Source organism: Paraburkholderia terricola (assembly GCF_003330825.1).
GTDB classification, from domain to species: Bacteria; Pseudomonadota; Gammaproteobacteria; order Burkholderiales; family Burkholderiaceae; genus Paraburkholderia; species Paraburkholderia terricola.
The window spans coordinates 3,074,089-3,090,658 of sequence record NZ_CP024941.1 but is presented as its reverse complement, the minus strand read 5'-3'; the positions used below and the strand labels follow the sequence as shown (position 1 = coordinate 3,090,658).

Genomic DNA, 16,570 nt, shown 5'->3' with positions numbered 1-16,570 from the left:
GAACGACGCCGGGCGAACGACGCGCCTAGCTGCGGCGCAATTCGTCCGCCACCGCCTCGACCACTTCACCCCATGCGCCAGGCCGCGGCTGACGCACGAGCGTCGCGCCCGGATACCAGGGACTGCGCGTCTCGCCGGCAAACCAGCGCCAATCCGCGGCGAACGGCAGCATCAGCCAGAGCGGCTTGCGCAGCGCGCCGGTAAGGTGAGCGATGGACGTATCCACCGACACCACCGCGTCGAGCCGCGCGATGATCGCCGCGGTGTCCGCGAAATCGCCGATCCGCTCGTCGAAACGATGAATCGACGCCGCCCGCGGATGTGCGTCGAGCGCCGCGCGTTCCTCGGCGCTCAGTTCCGGTTGCAGCACGATCCAGTCGATGCCTTCGAGCGCGAAGAGCGGATCGAGCGCGGCGAGCGGCATCGAACGTGTTTCGTTTTGCTGGATGCGTCCCGACCACGCGATGCCGATCTTGCGTTTTGCCTGACCGCCGAGCGAGCCGCGCCATTTGCGGGCATAGGCGGGCGGCACGCTGAGGTAGGGCGTGCGCGCCGGAATGGTGTCGTAGGTGATGCCGAGCGCGAGCGGCAAGCTCAGCAGCGGGCATTGCAGATCCGCGGCGGGGCGCGGCGCGCCCTGGGCGATCAGCGTGACGCGCCAGGCTTCGGCAGCCGGCGCCAGCAGCGGCAGCAGTTGCGGCTGCACTTCGAGCACGACGCGCGCCGCGCGCTGCGCGGCCAGCGGGACGAAGCGCACGAATTGCAGCGTATCGCCGAAACCCTGTTCGGCATGAATGAACAGCGTGCGCTGCTCGATCGGCTCGCCGTGCCAGCGCGGCAGCGTCTGGATCGCCGGTTGCGCCATCGTTTGCAGCCGCCATTCGTATTCCGGCAGTCCGCGTGTGAAATCGCGCAATGCGAGCCACGCCAGCGCGCGGTTCATGTGCGCGCTCGCGAGGTCGGGGCGCAAGCGCAACGCCTGGTCGAATGCGCGCACCGCTGTGGCGTGCGCGCCGAGCGCCTGATGCGCGGCGCCGAGGCTCAGCCATGCGAGCGCGAATTGCGGATCGAGACCGACCGCGCGTTCCAGATACGGCAGCGCCTGCGCATGACGCCCCAACGCCGCGAGCGCATTGCCCATGCCGTAGATGGCCGGAGGCAGGTTCGGCTGCAAGGCGAGCGCGGCCTCGAATGACGCGACCGCTTCGGCGTGACGGCCGGTGGCGTCGAAGGTATTGGCGAGATTGAAGTGCGCGGCGACGAAGCGCGGCTCGGCGGCGAGCGCGGCCTGGAAGCACGGAATCGCCTCGTCCGCGCGACCCAGCGCGTTCAGCGACATGCCCATGTTATTGAGCGCGCCCGCGTGGCCGGGACGCAGTTCGAGCGCGCGCTGGAACGACGCGATCGCCTCCGTGTGGCGTCCGAGCGCGTGCAGCGCATTGCCGAGGTTGTTGTGCGACGAGGCGTCGTTCGGTTGCAGGCGCAGCGATTTCGCGAAGGCATCGGCGGCGTCTTCATGACGGCCCGCGGCGGCATAGGCGTTGCCGAGGTTGTAGTGCGCCATCGGGAAGGACGGCGCCAGCGTCAGCGCGTTGCGGAATCGTTCGATGGCGTCCTCGAGTTTGCCGAGCGCCTTCAGGGCGTTGCCGAGATTCAGTTGCAGCGCGGCGTCTTGCGGGCGCAGGTTCACCGCGCGCCGCACGAGCTCGGCGGCTTCGGCGTGCTGGCCTTGCTGGTGGCGCAGAACGCCCAGCAGATGCAACGCATCGACGTGCGCGGGATTGCCGTCGAGCGTCGCGCGGTAGCCGCGTTCGGCGTCGTCGAGGCGGCCGTCACGATGCGCCGCGAAAGCGCGGTCAAATACAGGTTGCATGACGGGGGAGGGTAGGCCGGATGAAACGAACGCCGCATTTTCCCACACTCGCCGGACCGCGCTGCGATTTGACCGGTCGTCTCAATAATGTATAACGTATGAATACCTGTTCATATGTACGCTCACGCTACCGCCTGTCATGGTTTCTTCCGCGCCGCCGAACAGCCCCGAAGACCGTTCCGCGGACACCCTCGTGCCGCTGGCCGATCTGTTCCGCCTGCTCGGCGACCCGACGCGGTTGCGCATCGTGCTGGCGTGTGCCGACGAACGGCGCGCGGTCGGCGCGCTGGCGCAGGCGCTGCGTCTGTCGCCGTCGCTGGTGAGCCACCACTTGCGGCTGCTGCGCGCCGCGCGAATCGTGCGCGCGGAGCGGCAGGGCAAGCAGGTGTTCTACCTCGCCGCGGACCGCCACATCAGCGCGATGCTGGCCGGGATGCTCGAGCACGTGGCCGAACCGGCCAGCGAATTTCCTCTGGATCCGACATGAAGAACAACGTTGCCCCGAACCGCCCTGACGACGAGCGCGAGGACGAACACGTCGGCCATAGCCACAGCCACGGTGGCGGTAGCCACAGCGACGGCAGCCACAGCAGCGGCAGCCACAGCAGCAGCCACAGCCACGCCCACCATCACCACGCCCACCATCACCACGCCCACGCCCACGCCCACGCCCACGCGCCCGCCGCCGGCCACGGTCGCGCATTCGCGCTCGCCGTCGCGCTGAACGTCGCGATCGTGGTGATGCAAGCCGTCTACGGCGTGATCGCGCATTCCACCGCGCTACTCGCCGACGCCGGCCACAACCTCTCCGACGTGCTGGGCCTCCTGCTCGCGTGGGGCGCCACATGGCTCGCCACGCGGCGTCCGTCGGCACGCTTCACGTTCGGCTTCGGCAGCTCGTCGATTCTCGCGTCGCTTGCCAACGCGGCGCTGCTGCTATTCGCGTGCGGCGTGATCGTCGCCGAGGCGATCGGGCGCCTGATGAATCCGGCGCCGGTTGCCGGACTCGCGGTGTTCGTCGTCGCCACCGTGGGCATGGTGGTCAACGGGATTTCCGCATGGCTTTTCATGCGCGGTCAGAAGGAAGACCTGAACATTCGCGGCGCCTTCCTGCACATGGCCGCGGATGCCGGCGTCTCCGCGGCGGTCGCGCTCAGCGGCCTCGCGATTCTCTACACCAACTGGACGTGGCTCGACCCGGTGATGAGCCTGCTCGTGGTCGCGGTGATCGTGTACGGCACCTGGGGTCTGCTGCGCGATTCGGCGCATCTCGCGCTCGACGCCGTGCCGCCGGGCGTCGATATGCAGCGCATTCGCGACTATCTTGCGGATCAGCCGGGCGTCGTCGACGTGCACGATCTTCACGTCTGGGCGCTGTCGACTACCGGCAACGCGCTCAGCGCACATCTCGTGATGCCGGCGGGCCATCCCGGCGACGAATCGCTCGACGGCATCGTCGTCACGCTGCGCGAACGTTTTTCGATGCAGCATGCGACGCTGCAAGTCGACCTCGGCACGACCGAGCATCGTTGCGCGATGGACCATCCGCCGCATGCGCATTGACGCGCGGCACGCGCACGACATCGCGACGAAGCGCAACAGCCGCACACTTGTCCGCGCCCCCGCGATTGATGCGGCGCACCGTTGAGCAAGCGGTTGGCGGCGTACACTAGAGCGCACCGTTGTCTCCGGAGTTCTGCATGGACGCTGCTGCAAACGACGCGTCGCCGGTGCTGATCGTCGGGGCGGGGCCCACCGGGCTTGCCGCGGCGATGAGTCTCGCGCGTGCCCACATCCCCGTGCGTCTGATCGACAAAGCGATGCGACCGAACCCGTACTCGCGGGCCATCGGCATCCAGGCGCGCACGCTCGAACTACTCGAACAGCATCGGCTGGTCGAGCGGTTTCTGGAACGAGGTCATCGCGCGCGTGCCGCTAACCTTTTTTCCAACGGCATGCGGCTCGCGCAGCTCGATTTCGATCCGCTGCACACGCGCTATCCGTATCTGCTGTTTCTCGATCAGTCGGTGACTGAACGTCTGCTGACCGAGCATCTGGCGGAGTTCGGCGTGACGGTCGAACGGGGCGTCGAACTGACCATGTTTTCGCAGGGCGCCGCGGGCGTTCAGGCGACGCTGCGGCGCGCGGACGGCCACACGGAAACGCTGCGTCCGTCGTACATGATCGCCGCCGACGGCGCGCACAGCGCGATCCGTCATCGGCTGGGTTTGAGCTTCACGGGCAAGACCTTCGAGCAGACTTTCCTGCTCGCCGATCTGCACGCCGAAACCGATTGGCCCGAAGACGAGTTCCATATTTTCGCTTCCGGCGAGGGCCTGGTCGCGTTGTTTCCGATGGGCCATGGCCGGCATCGTCTGATCGCGGATCATGCGGCCGAGCCTGCTGGCGGCGTGTCGCGCGCCACGCTCGCGACGCCCGCGGTGCTGGGCGAGCCGCCGCTCAACAGCGTGCCGGCGCCGTCGCTCGAAGCATGCAAGGCGCTGATCGCGCGGCGCGTGCGCGAACGAGTCGACGTGTCGGATCTCGCGTGGTCGTCGTATTTTCATGTGAACAGCCGGATGGTCGAGCGGCTGCGCGTCGGCCGCATCTTCCTCGCGGGCGACGCCGCGCACGTCCACAGTCCGGCCGGCGCGCAAGGCATGAACACGGGCATTCAGGAAGCGTTCAATCTCGGCTGGAAGCTCGCGCTCGTTTTAAAGGGCGCGGCGCCGGACCGTTTGCTCGACACCTATCATCTCGAACGTCATCCGATCGAACGCGACGTGCTGCGGCAGACCGGCTTCATCACGCAGATGGCCGAGGCCGATCATGGGCCGTTGAAGCTGCTGCGCGAGCGCGTGATGCCGGTGCTCGCCGCGCTTGGGCCGCTGCGCGATGCGGCGCGCCTGACCATCAGCGAGTTGTCGATCCAGTACCGGCGGAGTCCGCTTACGTTTGAACGCGTGCTCGACGGCGGCCCGCGTGCCGGCGAACGGGCGCCCGATGCGCTGGTGCATGTGGTGGACGGACCGCTCGGCCGCGCGCCGGGCGTCGGCTGCATTTACGATCTGCACGACCCGGCGTTCTTCTCGCTGTTCCTGCTGGTGCCGCCGTTACCCGTCGACGAAACGCCGCTCGATCCCGCGGCGAAGCACGCGCCGCCGCCGGACGCGGAACTGGAGCGGCTCGCCGCCGAAGTGGAGACATTGTTGCCGGGCGCGGTGCGCATCTGGCGCATCACGGATACGACCGGCGACGGCGGTCCCGCGCTCGCCGAATCGTATGGACGCACGCGGCCGTCGTTCTATCTGGTGCGGCCGGACGGCTACATCAGCGCGCGCGGGCGCACGGGCTCCGATCTGCACGGCCTGGCGCGGCACTGCGAAGCGTGGTTTGCGGTGAGTGGCGAGATACCGGAGCAGGCGGCCCTGTGAGGGGCCGCCTCGCGTGCTGGCTGCGGGGTGTTGCGGTGGGTTGCGGGCGGGCGGCAATTGCCGCCCGCTTGCGCCAAAACATGGTGACAGCCGCGCCTGCTCAGGCCGTGGCGGGCGCAGCCGGCGTCAGCGCCTCACGATGCTTGACGAGCGCTTCCTTGACGATCGCCGACATCGCAATGCCGTCGGCGTCCGGGTGATCCAGCGACGCCAGCAATGCGCGCCGCATGCGCGGCTCCCAGAAGCGGTGGATATGATCGGCGACGCCGGCGAGTGCTTCGTCGTGATCCGGCATCGACTCGAAAAACTCGCCGATCCGGTTCGCCATGTCGATCAGGTTCTGCTTGTCCATGCTCGCCTCACTTGCCCGACGTCACGTTGGCCAACTCGCGATGCTTCAGCAGATCCAGCTGCTCGGTGTTGAAGCGCGAGTAGTCCTTCTGCCATTGCGACGGCTGTTCGACCGGCATCACCTGCACCGCGGTCACCTTGTATTCCGGGCAGTTGGTCGCCCAGTCCGAGCTCTCGGTGGTGATCACGTTCGCGCCTGATTCGGGGAAGTGGAACGTCGTATAGACGACGCCCGGCTGCATCCGTTCAGTAATTTTGGCGCGCAGCACGGTCTGCCCCGCACGCGATTCGATGCCGACCCAGTCGTCCATCTTGATGCCGCGTTCCTCGGCATCGTGCGGATGGATTTCCAGCCGGTCCTCGTCGTGCCAGCGCGAGTTCTCGGTGCGGCGCGTTTGCGCGCCCACGTTGTACTGCGACAGGATGCGGCCCGTCGTGAGCAGCAGCGGGAACTTGCGCGTGACCTTTTCCGGCGACGCGATGAACTTCGTGATGACGAACTTGCCCTTGCCGCGCACGAAGGTGTCGATGTGCATGGTCGGCGTGCCGTCCGGTGCGTTCTCGTTGCACGGCCACTGAATGCTGCCGAGCTCGTCGAGCTTCTTGTACGAGACGCCGTGGAAAGTCGGCGTGAGACGCGCGATCTCGTCCATGATCTGCGACGGATGCGTGTAGTCCATCTCGTAGCCGAGCGCACGCGCGAGCAGTATGGTCACTTCCCAGTCCGCGTAACCCGGCAGCGGCGGCATCACCTTGCGCACGCGCGAGATACGGCGCTCCGCGTTGGTGAAGGTGCCGTCCTTTTCGAGGAACGACGAACCCGGCAGCAGCACGTGCGCGTACTTGGCGGTCTCGTTCAGGAAAATATCCTGCACGACGATGCATTCCATCGACGACAGCGCCGCCGATACATGATGCGTGTTCGGGTCGGACTGCACGATGTCCTCGCCCTGGCAGTACAGGCCCATGAAGCTGCCGTCGAGCGCCGCGTCGAACATGTTCGGAATGCGCAGACCCGGTTCCGGCTGCAGCGTGACGTTCCACGCTTGCTCGAACAGCGTGCGCGTGACCGTGTCGCTGATGTGGCGGTAGCCCGGCAACTCATGCGGGAACGAGCCCATGTCGCACGAGCCCTGCACGTTGTTCTGACCGCGCAGCGGATTCACGCCCACGCCTTCGCGGCCGATGTTGCCGGTGGCCATCGCCAGATTCGCGATGCCCATCACCGTGGTCGAACCTTGCGCGTGTTCGGTGACGCCGAGGCCGTAGTAGATCGCGGCGTTGCCGCCGGTGGCGTAGATGCGGGCGGCTTCGCGCACGGCTTGCGCCGGCACGCCGGTGACTTCCTCGGTCGCTTCCGGAGCGTTCTCCGGCAGGGCGACGAAATCGCGCCATTGCTGGAAGGCGCGCGTGTCGCAACGCTCGGCGACGAACGCTTCGTTCAGCAAGCCTTCGGTCACGATCACGTGAGCCAGCGCATTCACGACGGCCACGTTGGTGCCGGGGCGCAATTGCAGATGATGCGAGGCCTTCACGTGCGCCGTATCGACGATATCGATGCGGCGCGGATCGACGACGATCAGCTTCGCGCCCTCACGCACGCGGCGCTTCAGACGCGAGCCGAACACGGGATGGCCGTCGGTCGGATTCGCGCCGATTACCACGATGACGTCGGCTTTGTCGACCGAGGCGAAGGTCTGCGTGCCCGCCGATTCGCCGAGCGTGGTCTTCAGGCCGTAGCCGGTGGGCGAGTGGCACACGCGCGCGCAGGTGTCCACGTTGTTGTTGCCGAACGCGGCGCGCACGAGCTTTTGCACGAGATAGGTTTCCTCGTTCGTGCAACGCGACGACGTGATGCCGCCGATCGAGTCGCGGCCGTACTTCGCCTGAATGCGGCGGAACTCCGAAGCCGCGTAGTCGAGCGCTTCTTCCCAGCTGACTTCGCGCCACGGATCGGTGATCTTCGCGCGGATCATCGGCTCGGTGATGCGGTCCTTGTGCGTTGCATAGCCCCAGGCGAAGCGGCCCTTCACGCAGGCGTGGCCTTCGTTGGCCGCGCCGTTCTTGTGCGGCACCATGCGCACGACCTCGTTGCCCTTCATCTCCGCCTTGAACGAACAGCCGACGCCGCAATACGCGCAAGTGGTGATAACCGAGTGCTCGGCCTGGCCGAGCATGATGACGGTTTTCTCCTGCAGGGTAGCGGTCGGGCACGCGGCGACGCACGCGCCGCACGACACGCATTCCGAGTCCATGAACGGCTTGTTTTCGCTCGCCGCCACGCGCGATTCGAAACCGCGCCCGGCGATGGTCAGCGCGAACGTGCCTTGCGTTTCCTCGCACGCGCGCACGCAGCGATTGCAGACGATGCACTTCGACGGGTCATACGTGAAGTACGGATTCGATTCGTCTTTCTTGTCCTTCAGGTGATTCGCGCCGTCGAAGCCGTAGCGCACTTCGCGCAAGCCGGTCACGCCCGCCATGTCCTGCAGTTCGCAGTCGCCGTTGGCGGGGCAGGTGAGGCAATCGAGCGGGTGATCGGAGATGTACAGCTCCATCACGTTGCGGCGCAGCGATTGCAGACGATCCGTTTGCGTGCGGACCTTCATGCCGGCTTCGACCGGCGTCGTGCACGACGCGGGATAGCCGCGCTTGCCTTCGATCTCGACCAGACACAGACGGCACGAGCCGAACGGTTCGAGCGAATCGGTCGCACAGAGCTTCGGCACGTTCACGCCGGCCTCGGCGGCGGCGCGCATCACCGAAGTGCCCGCTGGAACGGTGATCGACTGGCCGTCGATTTCGAGCGTCACGTCGATGTCGGCGTGGCGCGCCGGCGTGCCGTAGTCGGTGTCGTCGTACACCGAGCGGGTCGCGCGTTGTTGCGCTTGCGATTTGCACGCGCAGTTGCCGGAGCCGCAGCCGCCGGCAGGGGAGTTGAGCATGTCGGACATGGTGGGGCTCCTGGGTCAGGCCGCGGCCGCTTTGGGCGCGCTATCGTCTAGGTTGGCGAGACCGAAGTCTTCGGGGAAATGGTCGAGCGCGGAGAGAACCGGGAACGGCGTCATGCCGCCCATCGCGCACAGCGATCCGGACACCATCGTGTCGCACAGATCGCGCAGCAACTGCACTTGCCGCGTGGAGGTATCGCCGTTGCGGATCCGTGCGATCACCTCGACGCCGCGCGTCGAGCCGATCCGGCATGGCGTGCACTTGCCGCAGGATTCGAGCGCGCAGAAATGCATCGCGTACTGCGCGAGTTCGGCGAGGTTCGACGTGTCGTCATGCACGACGAGGCCGCCGTGGCCGACCACCGCGCCGACCGACGCATACGCCTCGTAGTCCATCGGAATGTCCCACTGGCTTTCCGGCAGATACGTGCCGAGCGGGCCGCCCACCTGCACCGCGCGCGCCGGCCGGCCGCTTGCCGTGCCGCCGCCGTAGTCGTACAGCAGTTCGCGCAGCGTTACGCCGAACGCGAGTTCGACCAGGCCGCCTTGCTTCACGTTGCCGGCGAGCTGGAACGGCAGCGTGCCGCGCGAACGGCCCATGCCGAAGTCTTTGTAGAACGCCGCGCCGCGCGCGAAGATGATCGGCACGGTGGCGAGCGTGATGACGTTGTTGATCACCGTGGGCTGGCCGTACAGACCGACGAGCGCGGGCACCGGCGGCTTCGCGCGCACGATGCCGCGTTTGCCTTCGAGCGATTCGAGCAACGCGGTTTCCTCGCCGCACACGTAAGCGCCGGCGCCCTTCGCCACGAACAGGTCGAAGCGATGCGCCGAGCCGAGCACGCTGTCGCCGAGCCAGCCGGCGGCGCGCGCCTTGGCGATCGCGGCTTCGAGCGTCGCGATCGAATGCGGATATTCGCTGCGCACGTAGATGTAGCCGACCGTCGCGCCGGTCACGACGCCCGCGATGATCATCCCTTCGATCAGCACGTAGGGATCGCTTTCCATCACGAGGCGATCGGAGAAGGTGCCGGAGTCGCCTTCGTCCGCATTGCAGACGATGTACTTCTGCGCCGCCTTGGCGCCGCGCACCGTGCGCCATTTGATGCCGGCCGGGAAGGCCGCGCCGCCGCGGCCGCGCAGACCGGATTCGATCAAGGCTTCGCAGGCGGCGTCGCCGTCGGTTTGCAATGCGTTGCGCAGACCTTCGAGGCCGCCGTGAGCGGCGTAATCGTCGGTCGAAAGCGGATCGGTGATGCCGATGCGCGCGAAGGTCAGGCGCTGCTGCTTCTTCAGGTAGGGAATGTCGTCGACCACGCCGACGCGCCGCGCATGCTCGCCGCCTTCCACGAAGCCGGCGTCGAAGAGCGCCGCGACGTCGCTCGCCTCGATGTTGGCGTAGCCGATGCGGCCTGCCGCGGTTGCGACCTCGACGAGCGGCTCGAGCCACAGCAGGCCGCGCGACCCGTTGCGAACCAGTTCGATTTCGATGCCGCGGCGTGCGGCCTCGGCCGCGATCGCTTCGGCAAGCGCATCGGCGCCGAGCGCCAGCGCGGAGGAGTCGCAGGGAACGTAGATGCGCGTCATGCCGTCACCTCCACACATTTGCTGGCGGCCGCGAAGATGGCGTCGAACTTCTGCGGCGTGACCCTGGCGTGCAAGGTGCCGTTGAGCATCAGCGCCGGTGACAGCGCGCACTGGCCGAGGCAGTACACCGATTCCAGTTCGACCGTCGCATCATGCTGATGCTCCGCGTCGAATCGACAACCGGTATGCGCCTCGATATGCTGCGCGAGCGCTTCGGTGCCCATGCTGCGGCATGCCTCGGCGCGGCACAGTTGCACCGTGACAGGCGCGGCGGGATGCGTGCGAAAGTGGTGGTAGTAGGTGATGACGCCGTGCACTTCCGCGCGCGACAGGTTCATCGCTCGTGCGAGCGGCGCGACCGTGTCAGGCGGCACGTAGCCGAGTTCGTCCTGAATCGCGTGCAGTACCGCTAGCAGCGACATTCCCGGTTGTGCGTGACGCTGCACGATCTGCTCCGGCGCGATGGCGTTTGAATCGTCCAAGTGGGGGCTCCTCCAAAGTCATATATATGCACTTGTGATTCATAATGCGTGCACGTATGCTTTGCTTGTTAGATATATAAGATACCCAACGATATGCGGCAGGAACGGCTTGCGCAATAGGAAATGATTGAGCATATATGATCAGGATAGAGTGCCAGGCACAACTGGTGGTGAAGGGTCCGGACGGCCGGGAGGTAAGCCTGTCGGACGTGGTGCCGCTGCTCGCGTTGGTGGACGAGTCCGGCAGCATCGCGCAGGCGGCGACGCTTAAGGGTTTGTCCTACCGTCACGCGTGGGGTTTGCTGCGTGGTATCGAGGAGCGTTTGGGCGGTCCTCTGATCGCGAAGGAACGCGGCCGCGGCTCCGTGCTCTCCGAACTCGGGCAAGCGGTGCTGCGCGCGCAACGTTTGTGCGGCGAGCGGCTCGACGGCAACATGCGGGCGCTCGCGAGCGAGGTGGCAAGCGATCTGAACCGCTGGCTCGCGCCGCCCACCGAGAACGTGCGCATTCACGCGTCGCATGGCTACGCAGTGGCCGCGCTCGTCACGACGTTGGTCGCCAACGATCTGCCGGTCGATATCAAGTACCGCGACAGCGCCGACTCGGTCATTGCGCTCTCGCGCGGCGAGTGCGATCTGGCCGGCTTTCATTTGCCGCTCGGCGAGTTTCGCGCGGTCTGTGCCGATACCTATCGGCGCTGGCTGGATCCGCAGCGTCATGTGCTCGTGCATCTGACGCGGCGCAAGCAGGGGCTCTTCCTCGGCAAGGGCAATCCGAAGGGAATCGGCGGCCTGAGCGATCTCGCGCGCGACGATATTCGCTTCGTCACTCGCCAGCCCGGCTCGGGCACGCGCATGCTGCTCGATCTTGCGCTACGCAAGGTCGGGGTCGATCCGGATCGCGTCAACGGCTATGCGTCGACCGAGCTCACGCACTCGGCGATCGCGGCGTTCGTGGCGAGCGGCATGGCGGATGCGGGCTTCGGCGTGGAGCCCGCCGCGCATCATTTCGGGCTCGACTTCATTCCGGTCGTCGACGAAGACTATTACTTCGCGTGCGACCGCGCGCGGCTCGAGCGCGGGCCGCTCGCGACGGTGATCGAATTGCTGCGCGGCGCGGCGTTCCGGCAGAGCGTCGACCACCTCGAAGGCTACGATCCGCGCGACTGCGGCAAGCTGCTCGACCTGGAGTTTGGACTCGGCGAAGCCGCGGCGTAAGCCGTTGTAAACATAAAGCAGGGTTGGGCACTGCGCGGGGTGTCCGTTTGGGATACTCTCTCAGCTTTCCGCTTTGACCCTAACCGCGCGCGAACGCGCTGAATCGACATGAAAGTATTTCTTCACGCATGCGTTGCCGCCGCGACGGCCGGTGTGCTGATCGCCACTGCTTCGGTTGCCTTTGCACAGAATTCGCCCGGTGTGCCGGGCGGCATCTTGCAGGACGAGTTCCGCCTCGCGGAACATCCGCAAATGCCGTTCGCCGCATCCGCGCCTTCGGACAAATATCAGCACGGCAACAAGTCGGCCAAGCGCAAGCGCGGCGACATGGGCGACCCGAACGGCTGCAACCTGCAGTGTCCGAAAGACGAGTAAGCGGGGGTTCTGTTTGTTGGCGAAACGCCGGCGTTCTGCCGGCGTTTTGCGTTTGGGCGTACTGCCTGGCTGTTTGGGACTGACGCTCGTTCAGGGCTTCGCCGTATGCCACACGTCCTTGAAGCCGTCTCCCTTCGTATCGCCCGCCTGCTTATCGGCCGCGTAGCGATAGAGCGGACGGCCCTTGTACGCCCACTGCTGCTTGCCGTCGGCGCCGGGAATCAGCGTCCAGTCGCCCGATGGCTTGTCCGATGGGCTAGCTGTTGCCGCGGGCCAATAATTCACGCAGCCGCCAGTGCAGGCGCTCACGCCAGGCGTGGTGTCCTTGTCGAAGGTGTAAAGCGTCATGCCGTCGGCGGTGACGAAGCGGCCGTCGACGACTTTCGGCGCCTCGGCGAACGCCGTCTGCTGCAGTGCGAGAAGGGCGAGGCAGAAGAGAGTCTTGCGCATGTTGTCGGCTCCTGAATTTTGGTGTTGGTCTCGCGCGGAACGCGGCGTGCGGCCGCGCGTGACGTACAAACGATCGAGCGTTGCCGTTTATTCCATTCACTTCTTGTTCGGCGGGTCGAGACCGGTTCCGGCGATGTCGGCGGCGGCTTCGGGCGAGGCGAGAAGCTGCAGCAATTGCCGCGCTTTCCGTGCTTCCAGTGGATGCCGGGTGCCGGTGGGAATGCCGGCGGCGTAGCGCGTGACCAATCGCAGCGGTCGGGAATCTTACCGACGAACTGGTGCTGGGTTGACACCGGAAGCGACTCGCTGGCCTGGTGAAAGCCCAAATGATATTCGCCGTTCGCGACGACGAGCCGATCGGGGACACGGTCGCCTTGGGACAGAACTGGAGAATGGACTATGAGAAATGCGTCGTGTGGGCGGCGGCGCGCGCGGATGCGGCGCATCTTCCACCCTGAGCGGTGTTTTGTGAACCCGGGTTTGTTGCGGCAGCCAGGCAGAGCGGGTGGCCGGCGGGAAGGACAGCGACAGGCAGCAAAAAACCCGCGAAGCAAAAGCTATCGCGGGTTCTAGGACTCTGCTGGAACAGAATTTGGTGGAGGCGGCGGGAATCGAACCCGCGTCCAGAAGCACTCTACGACCAGTTCTACATGTTTAGTTCAGTCTTTTGATTTAACCGCAGCGACGCGGACGAACACGCTGCACTACGGCGATTCACTAGATTTTCGACCCGGACGTCGTGACACCGCCAAGGCTTAACTGACGTATATGACCTCTGTCGGTATTGCTACCGGTCTTGCGACTCTAGCCCGTCAGTGAACTAGGCAGAGGACGGCGGCCCTTAGGCTGCCAGTGCGAACGTATCGTCGTTTGCAGTTACGTTTTTCCCATTGATTAACGAGGTGACGGGTCCTCGACATGCCCTAGCCGCTTCGCAACCCCTGTCGAAACCAGGTCGCCCCCGCGGTTCGTTGCCCAGTACTTATGGGCCGACAGTAATTTTACAACAGTTTGAACGCCGCGTCCTCGCTGATTGTTTTGCGGTGCGGCGTTGTGCCGTCGCGGCCGCACCGCAGTCCGCGCGCACGTTAGCCGATCTCGCGCAGCAGTCTTTGCAATTCAGCCGGTGATTGCACGACGTGTTGTGCGTGCCATTGCGTCGGCGGAATATCGTCGCCGCAGTAACCGTACGCGGCCGCCACCGTCTTCATGCCGGCGGCGAAGCCCGCTTGCACGTCGCGCAGGTCGTCGCCAACGTAGACAATGCGCTCGGGCACTACGTCCAGTTCGCGCGCGGCGTGCAGCAAAGGTGCAGGGTGCGGCTTCGAATGCGCCGTCGTGTCGCCGCTCACCACGCAGCCCGCGCGCTCCTCGAGGCCGAGTTGCGCAATCAACGGCTCGGTGAGCCGCGCGACCTTGTTCGTGACGACGCCCCAGCGCACGCCTCGTGCGTCGAGTTCGTCGAGTAATTCGGGAATGCCCGGAAACAGCGTTGTCTCGATGCACAGGTCGGCTTCGTAGTTAGCGAGGAATTCTTCCCGCATCGAGGCGAACTCGTGATCCTCCGGGCCAATCCCGAACGCGCCGCAGATCAGCCCGCGCGCTCCCGCGGAAGCAAGTGGGCGGAGGTTTTCGAGCGGCACCATCGCGAGGCCGCGATCGTGCCGCATTTTGTTGACGGCGGCCGCAAGATCAGGCGCCGTGTCGGCCAAGGTGCCGTCCAGGTCAAACAGTACGGCCTGGCAAAGACCGAGCGCATCGTCGTTGTCTTCGCGTTGGGGCAGGGGCGTGGGATCGCTCATTAATGGTCCAGGTCCGGCGGGTCGGGGCGGATCAGACGTCGCGGCGGCAGGCGAGCATGTAGTTCACGCTCGTGTCGGCGGACAGCGTGAAATGCTTGCTGAGCGGATTGTAGACAATGCCCTTGATATCGGCCGTGCGCAGGCCTGCGGCGCGCACGAAACCCGCCAATTCCGACGGGCGGATGAACCGCGCGTAGTCGTGGGTGCCCTTCGGTAGCATTCGCGCGATGTATTCGGCGCCGATCACAGCGAACAGGTACGACTTCACATTGCGGTTCAGCGTGGAGAAGAACACCCAGCCGCCGGGTTTCACCAGTGTCTTGCATGCCTCGACAATGGCGGCCGGCTGCGGTACGTGCTCCAGCATTTCCATGCAGGTAACGACGTCGTAGGTTCCCGGTTCGCGCGCTGCGAGTGCCTCGGCGGCGATTTCTTCGTAACTAACCGTTACGCCGCTTTCAAGGCTGTGAAGATCGGCGACGCCGAGCGCCTGGTTCGACAGATCAATGCCTTTAACATGCGCGCCCAGTCCTGCCATGGATTCCGACAAAATGCCGCCGCCGCAGCCGATGTCCAGAACGTTCTTGCCGGGCAAATGTGCATGGGCGTCGATCCAGCTCAGGCGAATCGGATTAAGTTCGTGCAGCGGTTTGAATTCGGCATTCGGGTCCCACCAACGATGCGCTAGATCGCTAAATTTCTGTAGTTCGTGGGGATCGGCGTTGGTCATGGCGAAAGCTGCCTCGATGAGAGGGTGCTCGAGGATAAACCGTGAGTATATAGGCGGAGGGGCGAGGCGGCAAAATGCCGTCCATCGGCGCCACGAAGCATTTAGAGGAGGCATTGCGCCCGCGTTTCGGGGACCGGCTGGCGCCGCAGAGGGCGGACACAAAAAAAGCCCCGCCGAAGCGGGGCTTTTCGATACTGCGGTAATTTGTAGCTTACTGCTTCGAAGTGCCGACAACTTCGACTTCCACGCGACGATCCGGTGCGAGGCAGGCGACGAGTTGCTTGTGGTTCTTCTGGTTGCAGCCGGTCGTGACCGGGTTGCGCTTGCCCTTGCCTTCCGTATAGATACGGTTGGATTCGATGCCCTTGCTGACCAGGTATGCCTTGACAGCTTGAGCGCGGCGCAGCGACAGACGGTCGTTGTACTTGTCCGAACCGATGCGGTCCGTGTAACCCGTTGCGACGACGACTTCCAGGTTCAGGCCTTGGATCTTCGATGCGAGATCGTTCAGCTTTTCCTTGCCTGCCGGCTTCAGGATCGCCTTGTCGAAGTCGAACAGTGCGTCAGCTTGATACGTGATCTTTTGGCTGGTGATGGCCGGTGCGGGTGCGACCGGAGCCGGCGGCGTCGGAGCCTGAGCAACCAGGGCGCCGTCGCACTTGGCGTTGGCCGTTGCCGGCGTCCAGAATGCATCGCGCCAGCAGAGTTCGTTCGTGCCGTTCATCCACACGTATTCGCCGGTACCATTCACCCAGTTGTCGTTCGTAGCTTGTCGCGACGCCGGCACCGACTGTGCCATGGCGGATGCAGCCATAACCGCGGTAGCTGCAATGAACGCGAGCTTTGAAAGTTTATTCATATTTCTCCTCTCGAAATTGAGATTACCGCAGGTTTACTGCGAGCCTGTTGACGAAGACAAGTCATACATTGCTCGAAGTATAACATCGGTGCAGAACAAAAAAGGTGCTGTGTAGACTTCGAGCAGTGTCTAACTCTTTGTGCGTTGGCATTTTGCCATATCGTTCCCTTCCGACGATAAAAAAATCCGCCCCCGATCGAATCGCCCTCCAATTGTGGTGCATGCGCAACAAAAGCAATCGCCTGGACGGGCCGCCAGTCATGGCTCAGCGGCGGATTGCGCCACGCACAATTCGAGCCTGCTTCGGCTCGAAAGTGGGGCGGCGGCGCGCTCTTCACGCGCGCCCGCTAATAGGTATACGTACCCGCGCCAGGGCGGAATACGCGGCATGTTAGAATCGCGTGATGCGTTGCGCCTGCAATGCTTACGCGAAGGCGCGGTTTACTGCCGCCTTGGCAC

Annotated in this window: 15 protein-coding genes and 1 other RNA gene; 5 read left to right on the top strand and 11 right to left on the bottom strand. The window is 65.1% G+C overall.

Annotated features, from left to right (window positions below; all coding sequences use genetic code 11):
• Positions 1 to 25: 25 nt before the first annotated feature.
• Entirely contained in the window at positions 26 to 1,873 is a 1,848-nt protein-coding gene (locus CUJ90_RS13740) for a tetratricopeptide repeat protein (RefSeq protein ID WP_114163034.1), read from the bottom strand.
• Between the two features lie 139 nt (positions 1,874 to 2,012).
• On the opposite strand from CUJ90_RS13740, the gene CUJ90_RS13735 reads away from it, so the two are divergent.
• The 3 genes from CUJ90_RS13735 to CUJ90_RS13725 all read left to right on the top strand — a co-directional run bounded on the left by CUJ90_RS13735 (position 2,013) and on the right by CUJ90_RS13725 (position 5,307).
• Positions 2,013 to 2,360: an ArsR/SmtB family transcription factor gene (locus CUJ90_RS13735; protein WP_114163033.1), complete on the top strand. Its 348-nt coding sequence runs from the start codon at positions 2,013 to 2,015 to the stop codon at positions 2,358 to 2,360.
• On the top strand, positions 2,357 to 3,436 hold the full coding sequence (locus CUJ90_RS13730; protein ID WP_114163032.1) for a cation diffusion facilitator family transporter: 1,080 nt from the start codon (positions 2,357 to 2,359) through the stop codon (positions 3,434 to 3,436). Before CUJ90_RS13735 ends, CUJ90_RS13730 begins: the two co-directional genes overlap by 4 nt.
• A gap of 137 nt (positions 3,437 to 3,573) precedes the next feature.
• Complete coding sequence (locus CUJ90_RS13725) at positions 3,574 to 5,307, top strand: FAD-dependent monooxygenase (RefSeq protein WP_114163031.1); 1,734 nt, start codon at positions 3,574 to 3,576, stop codon at positions 5,305 to 5,307.
• A gap of 100 nt (positions 5,308 to 5,407) precedes the next feature.
• On the opposite strand, the gene CUJ90_RS13720 is transcribed toward CUJ90_RS13725, so the two are convergent.
• Genes CUJ90_RS13720 through CUJ90_RS13705 form a run of 4 tightly spaced genes read right to left on the bottom strand, consistent with a single transcriptional unit; the run spans position 5,408 to position 10,678 of the window.
• Positions 5,408 to 5,659 (bottom strand): formate dehydrogenase subunit delta, encoded by a 252-nt coding sequence (locus CUJ90_RS13720; RefSeq protein WP_073427150.1) that lies wholly within the window; start codon positions 5,657 to 5,659, stop codon positions 5,408 to 5,410.
• Between the two features lie 7 nt (positions 5,660 to 5,666).
• Positions 5,667 to 8,612, bottom strand: coding sequence for a formate dehydrogenase subunit alpha (gene fdhF / locus CUJ90_RS13715; RefSeq protein ID WP_114163030.1), 2,946 nt, complete (start codon positions 8,610 to 8,612; stop codon positions 5,667 to 5,669).
• A 15-nt stretch (positions 8,613 to 8,627) separates the two neighbouring features.
• Positions 8,628 to 10,196: a formate dehydrogenase beta subunit gene (locus tag CUJ90_RS13710; RefSeq protein ID WP_114163029.1), complete on the bottom strand. Its 1,569-nt coding sequence runs from the start codon at positions 10,194 to 10,196 to the stop codon at positions 8,628 to 8,630.
• The gene (locus CUJ90_RS13705) at positions 10,193 to 10,678 is read right to left on the bottom strand and encodes an NAD(P)H-dependent oxidoreductase subunit E (RefSeq protein ID WP_073427153.1); all 486 of its coding nucleotides are present in this window, start codon (positions 10,676 to 10,678) and stop codon (positions 10,193 to 10,195) included. Before CUJ90_RS13705 ends, CUJ90_RS13710 begins: the two co-directional genes overlap by 4 nt.
• A gap of 137 nt (positions 10,679 to 10,815) precedes the next feature.
• Here CUJ90_RS13705 and CUJ90_RS13700 point away from each other — a divergent pair, with 137 nt between their 5' ends.
• Together CUJ90_RS13700 and CUJ90_RS13695 are read left to right on the top strand one after the other, a co-directional pair.
• Complete coding sequence (locus tag CUJ90_RS13700; protein ID WP_073427154.1) at positions 10,816 to 11,895, top strand: substrate-binding domain-containing protein; 1,080 nt, start codon at positions 10,816 to 10,818, stop codon at positions 11,893 to 11,895.
• Between the two features lie 108 nt (positions 11,896 to 12,003).
• Positions 12,004 to 12,270, top strand: coding sequence for a hypothetical protein (locus tag CUJ90_RS13695; RefSeq protein WP_114163028.1), 267 nt, complete (start codon positions 12,004 to 12,006; stop codon positions 12,268 to 12,270).
• Positions 12,271 to 12,360: 90 nt separating this feature from the next.
• Here CUJ90_RS13695 and CUJ90_RS13690 read toward each other — a convergent pair whose 3' ends face one another.
• The 6 genes from CUJ90_RS13690 to ompA all read right to left on the bottom strand — a co-directional run bounded on the left by CUJ90_RS13690 (position 12,361) and on the right by ompA (position 16,111).
• Entirely contained in the window at positions 12,361 to 12,720 is a 360-nt protein-coding gene (locus CUJ90_RS13690; protein WP_073427156.1) for a COG4315 family predicted lipoprotein, read from the bottom strand.
• Between the two features lie 96 nt (positions 12,721 to 12,816).
• Complete coding sequence (locus CUJ90_RS32645) at positions 12,817 to 12,966, bottom strand: hypothetical protein (RefSeq protein ID WP_161553697.1); 150 nt, start codon at positions 12,964 to 12,966, stop codon at positions 12,817 to 12,819.
• A gap of 347 nt (positions 12,967 to 13,313) precedes the next feature.
• Positions 13,314 to 13,683: a transfer-messenger RNA gene (ssrA, locus tag CUJ90_RS13685) on the bottom strand.
• A gap of 125 nt (positions 13,684 to 13,808) precedes the next feature.
• Entirely contained in the window at positions 13,809 to 14,522 is a 714-nt protein-coding gene (gph, locus tag CUJ90_RS13680) for a phosphoglycolate phosphatase (RefSeq protein ID WP_073427158.1), read from the bottom strand.
• A gap of 31 nt (positions 14,523 to 14,553) precedes the next feature.
• Positions 14,554 to 15,252 carry a bifunctional 2-polyprenyl-6-hydroxyphenol methylase/3-demethylubiquinol 3-O-methyltransferase UbiG gene (gene ubiG, locus CUJ90_RS13675; protein WP_073427159.1) on the bottom strand — a complete coding sequence of 233 codons (699 nt, stop codon included), beginning with the start codon at positions 15,250 to 15,252 and terminating at the stop codon, positions 14,554 to 14,556.
• 211 nt (positions 15,253 to 15,463) lie between these two features.
• Positions 15,464 to 16,111, bottom strand: coding sequence for an outer membrane protein OmpA (ompA, locus tag CUJ90_RS13670; protein ID WP_073427160.1), 648 nt, complete (start codon positions 16,109 to 16,111; stop codon positions 15,464 to 15,466).
• Between the last annotated feature and the right edge of the window lie 459 nt (positions 16,112 to 16,570).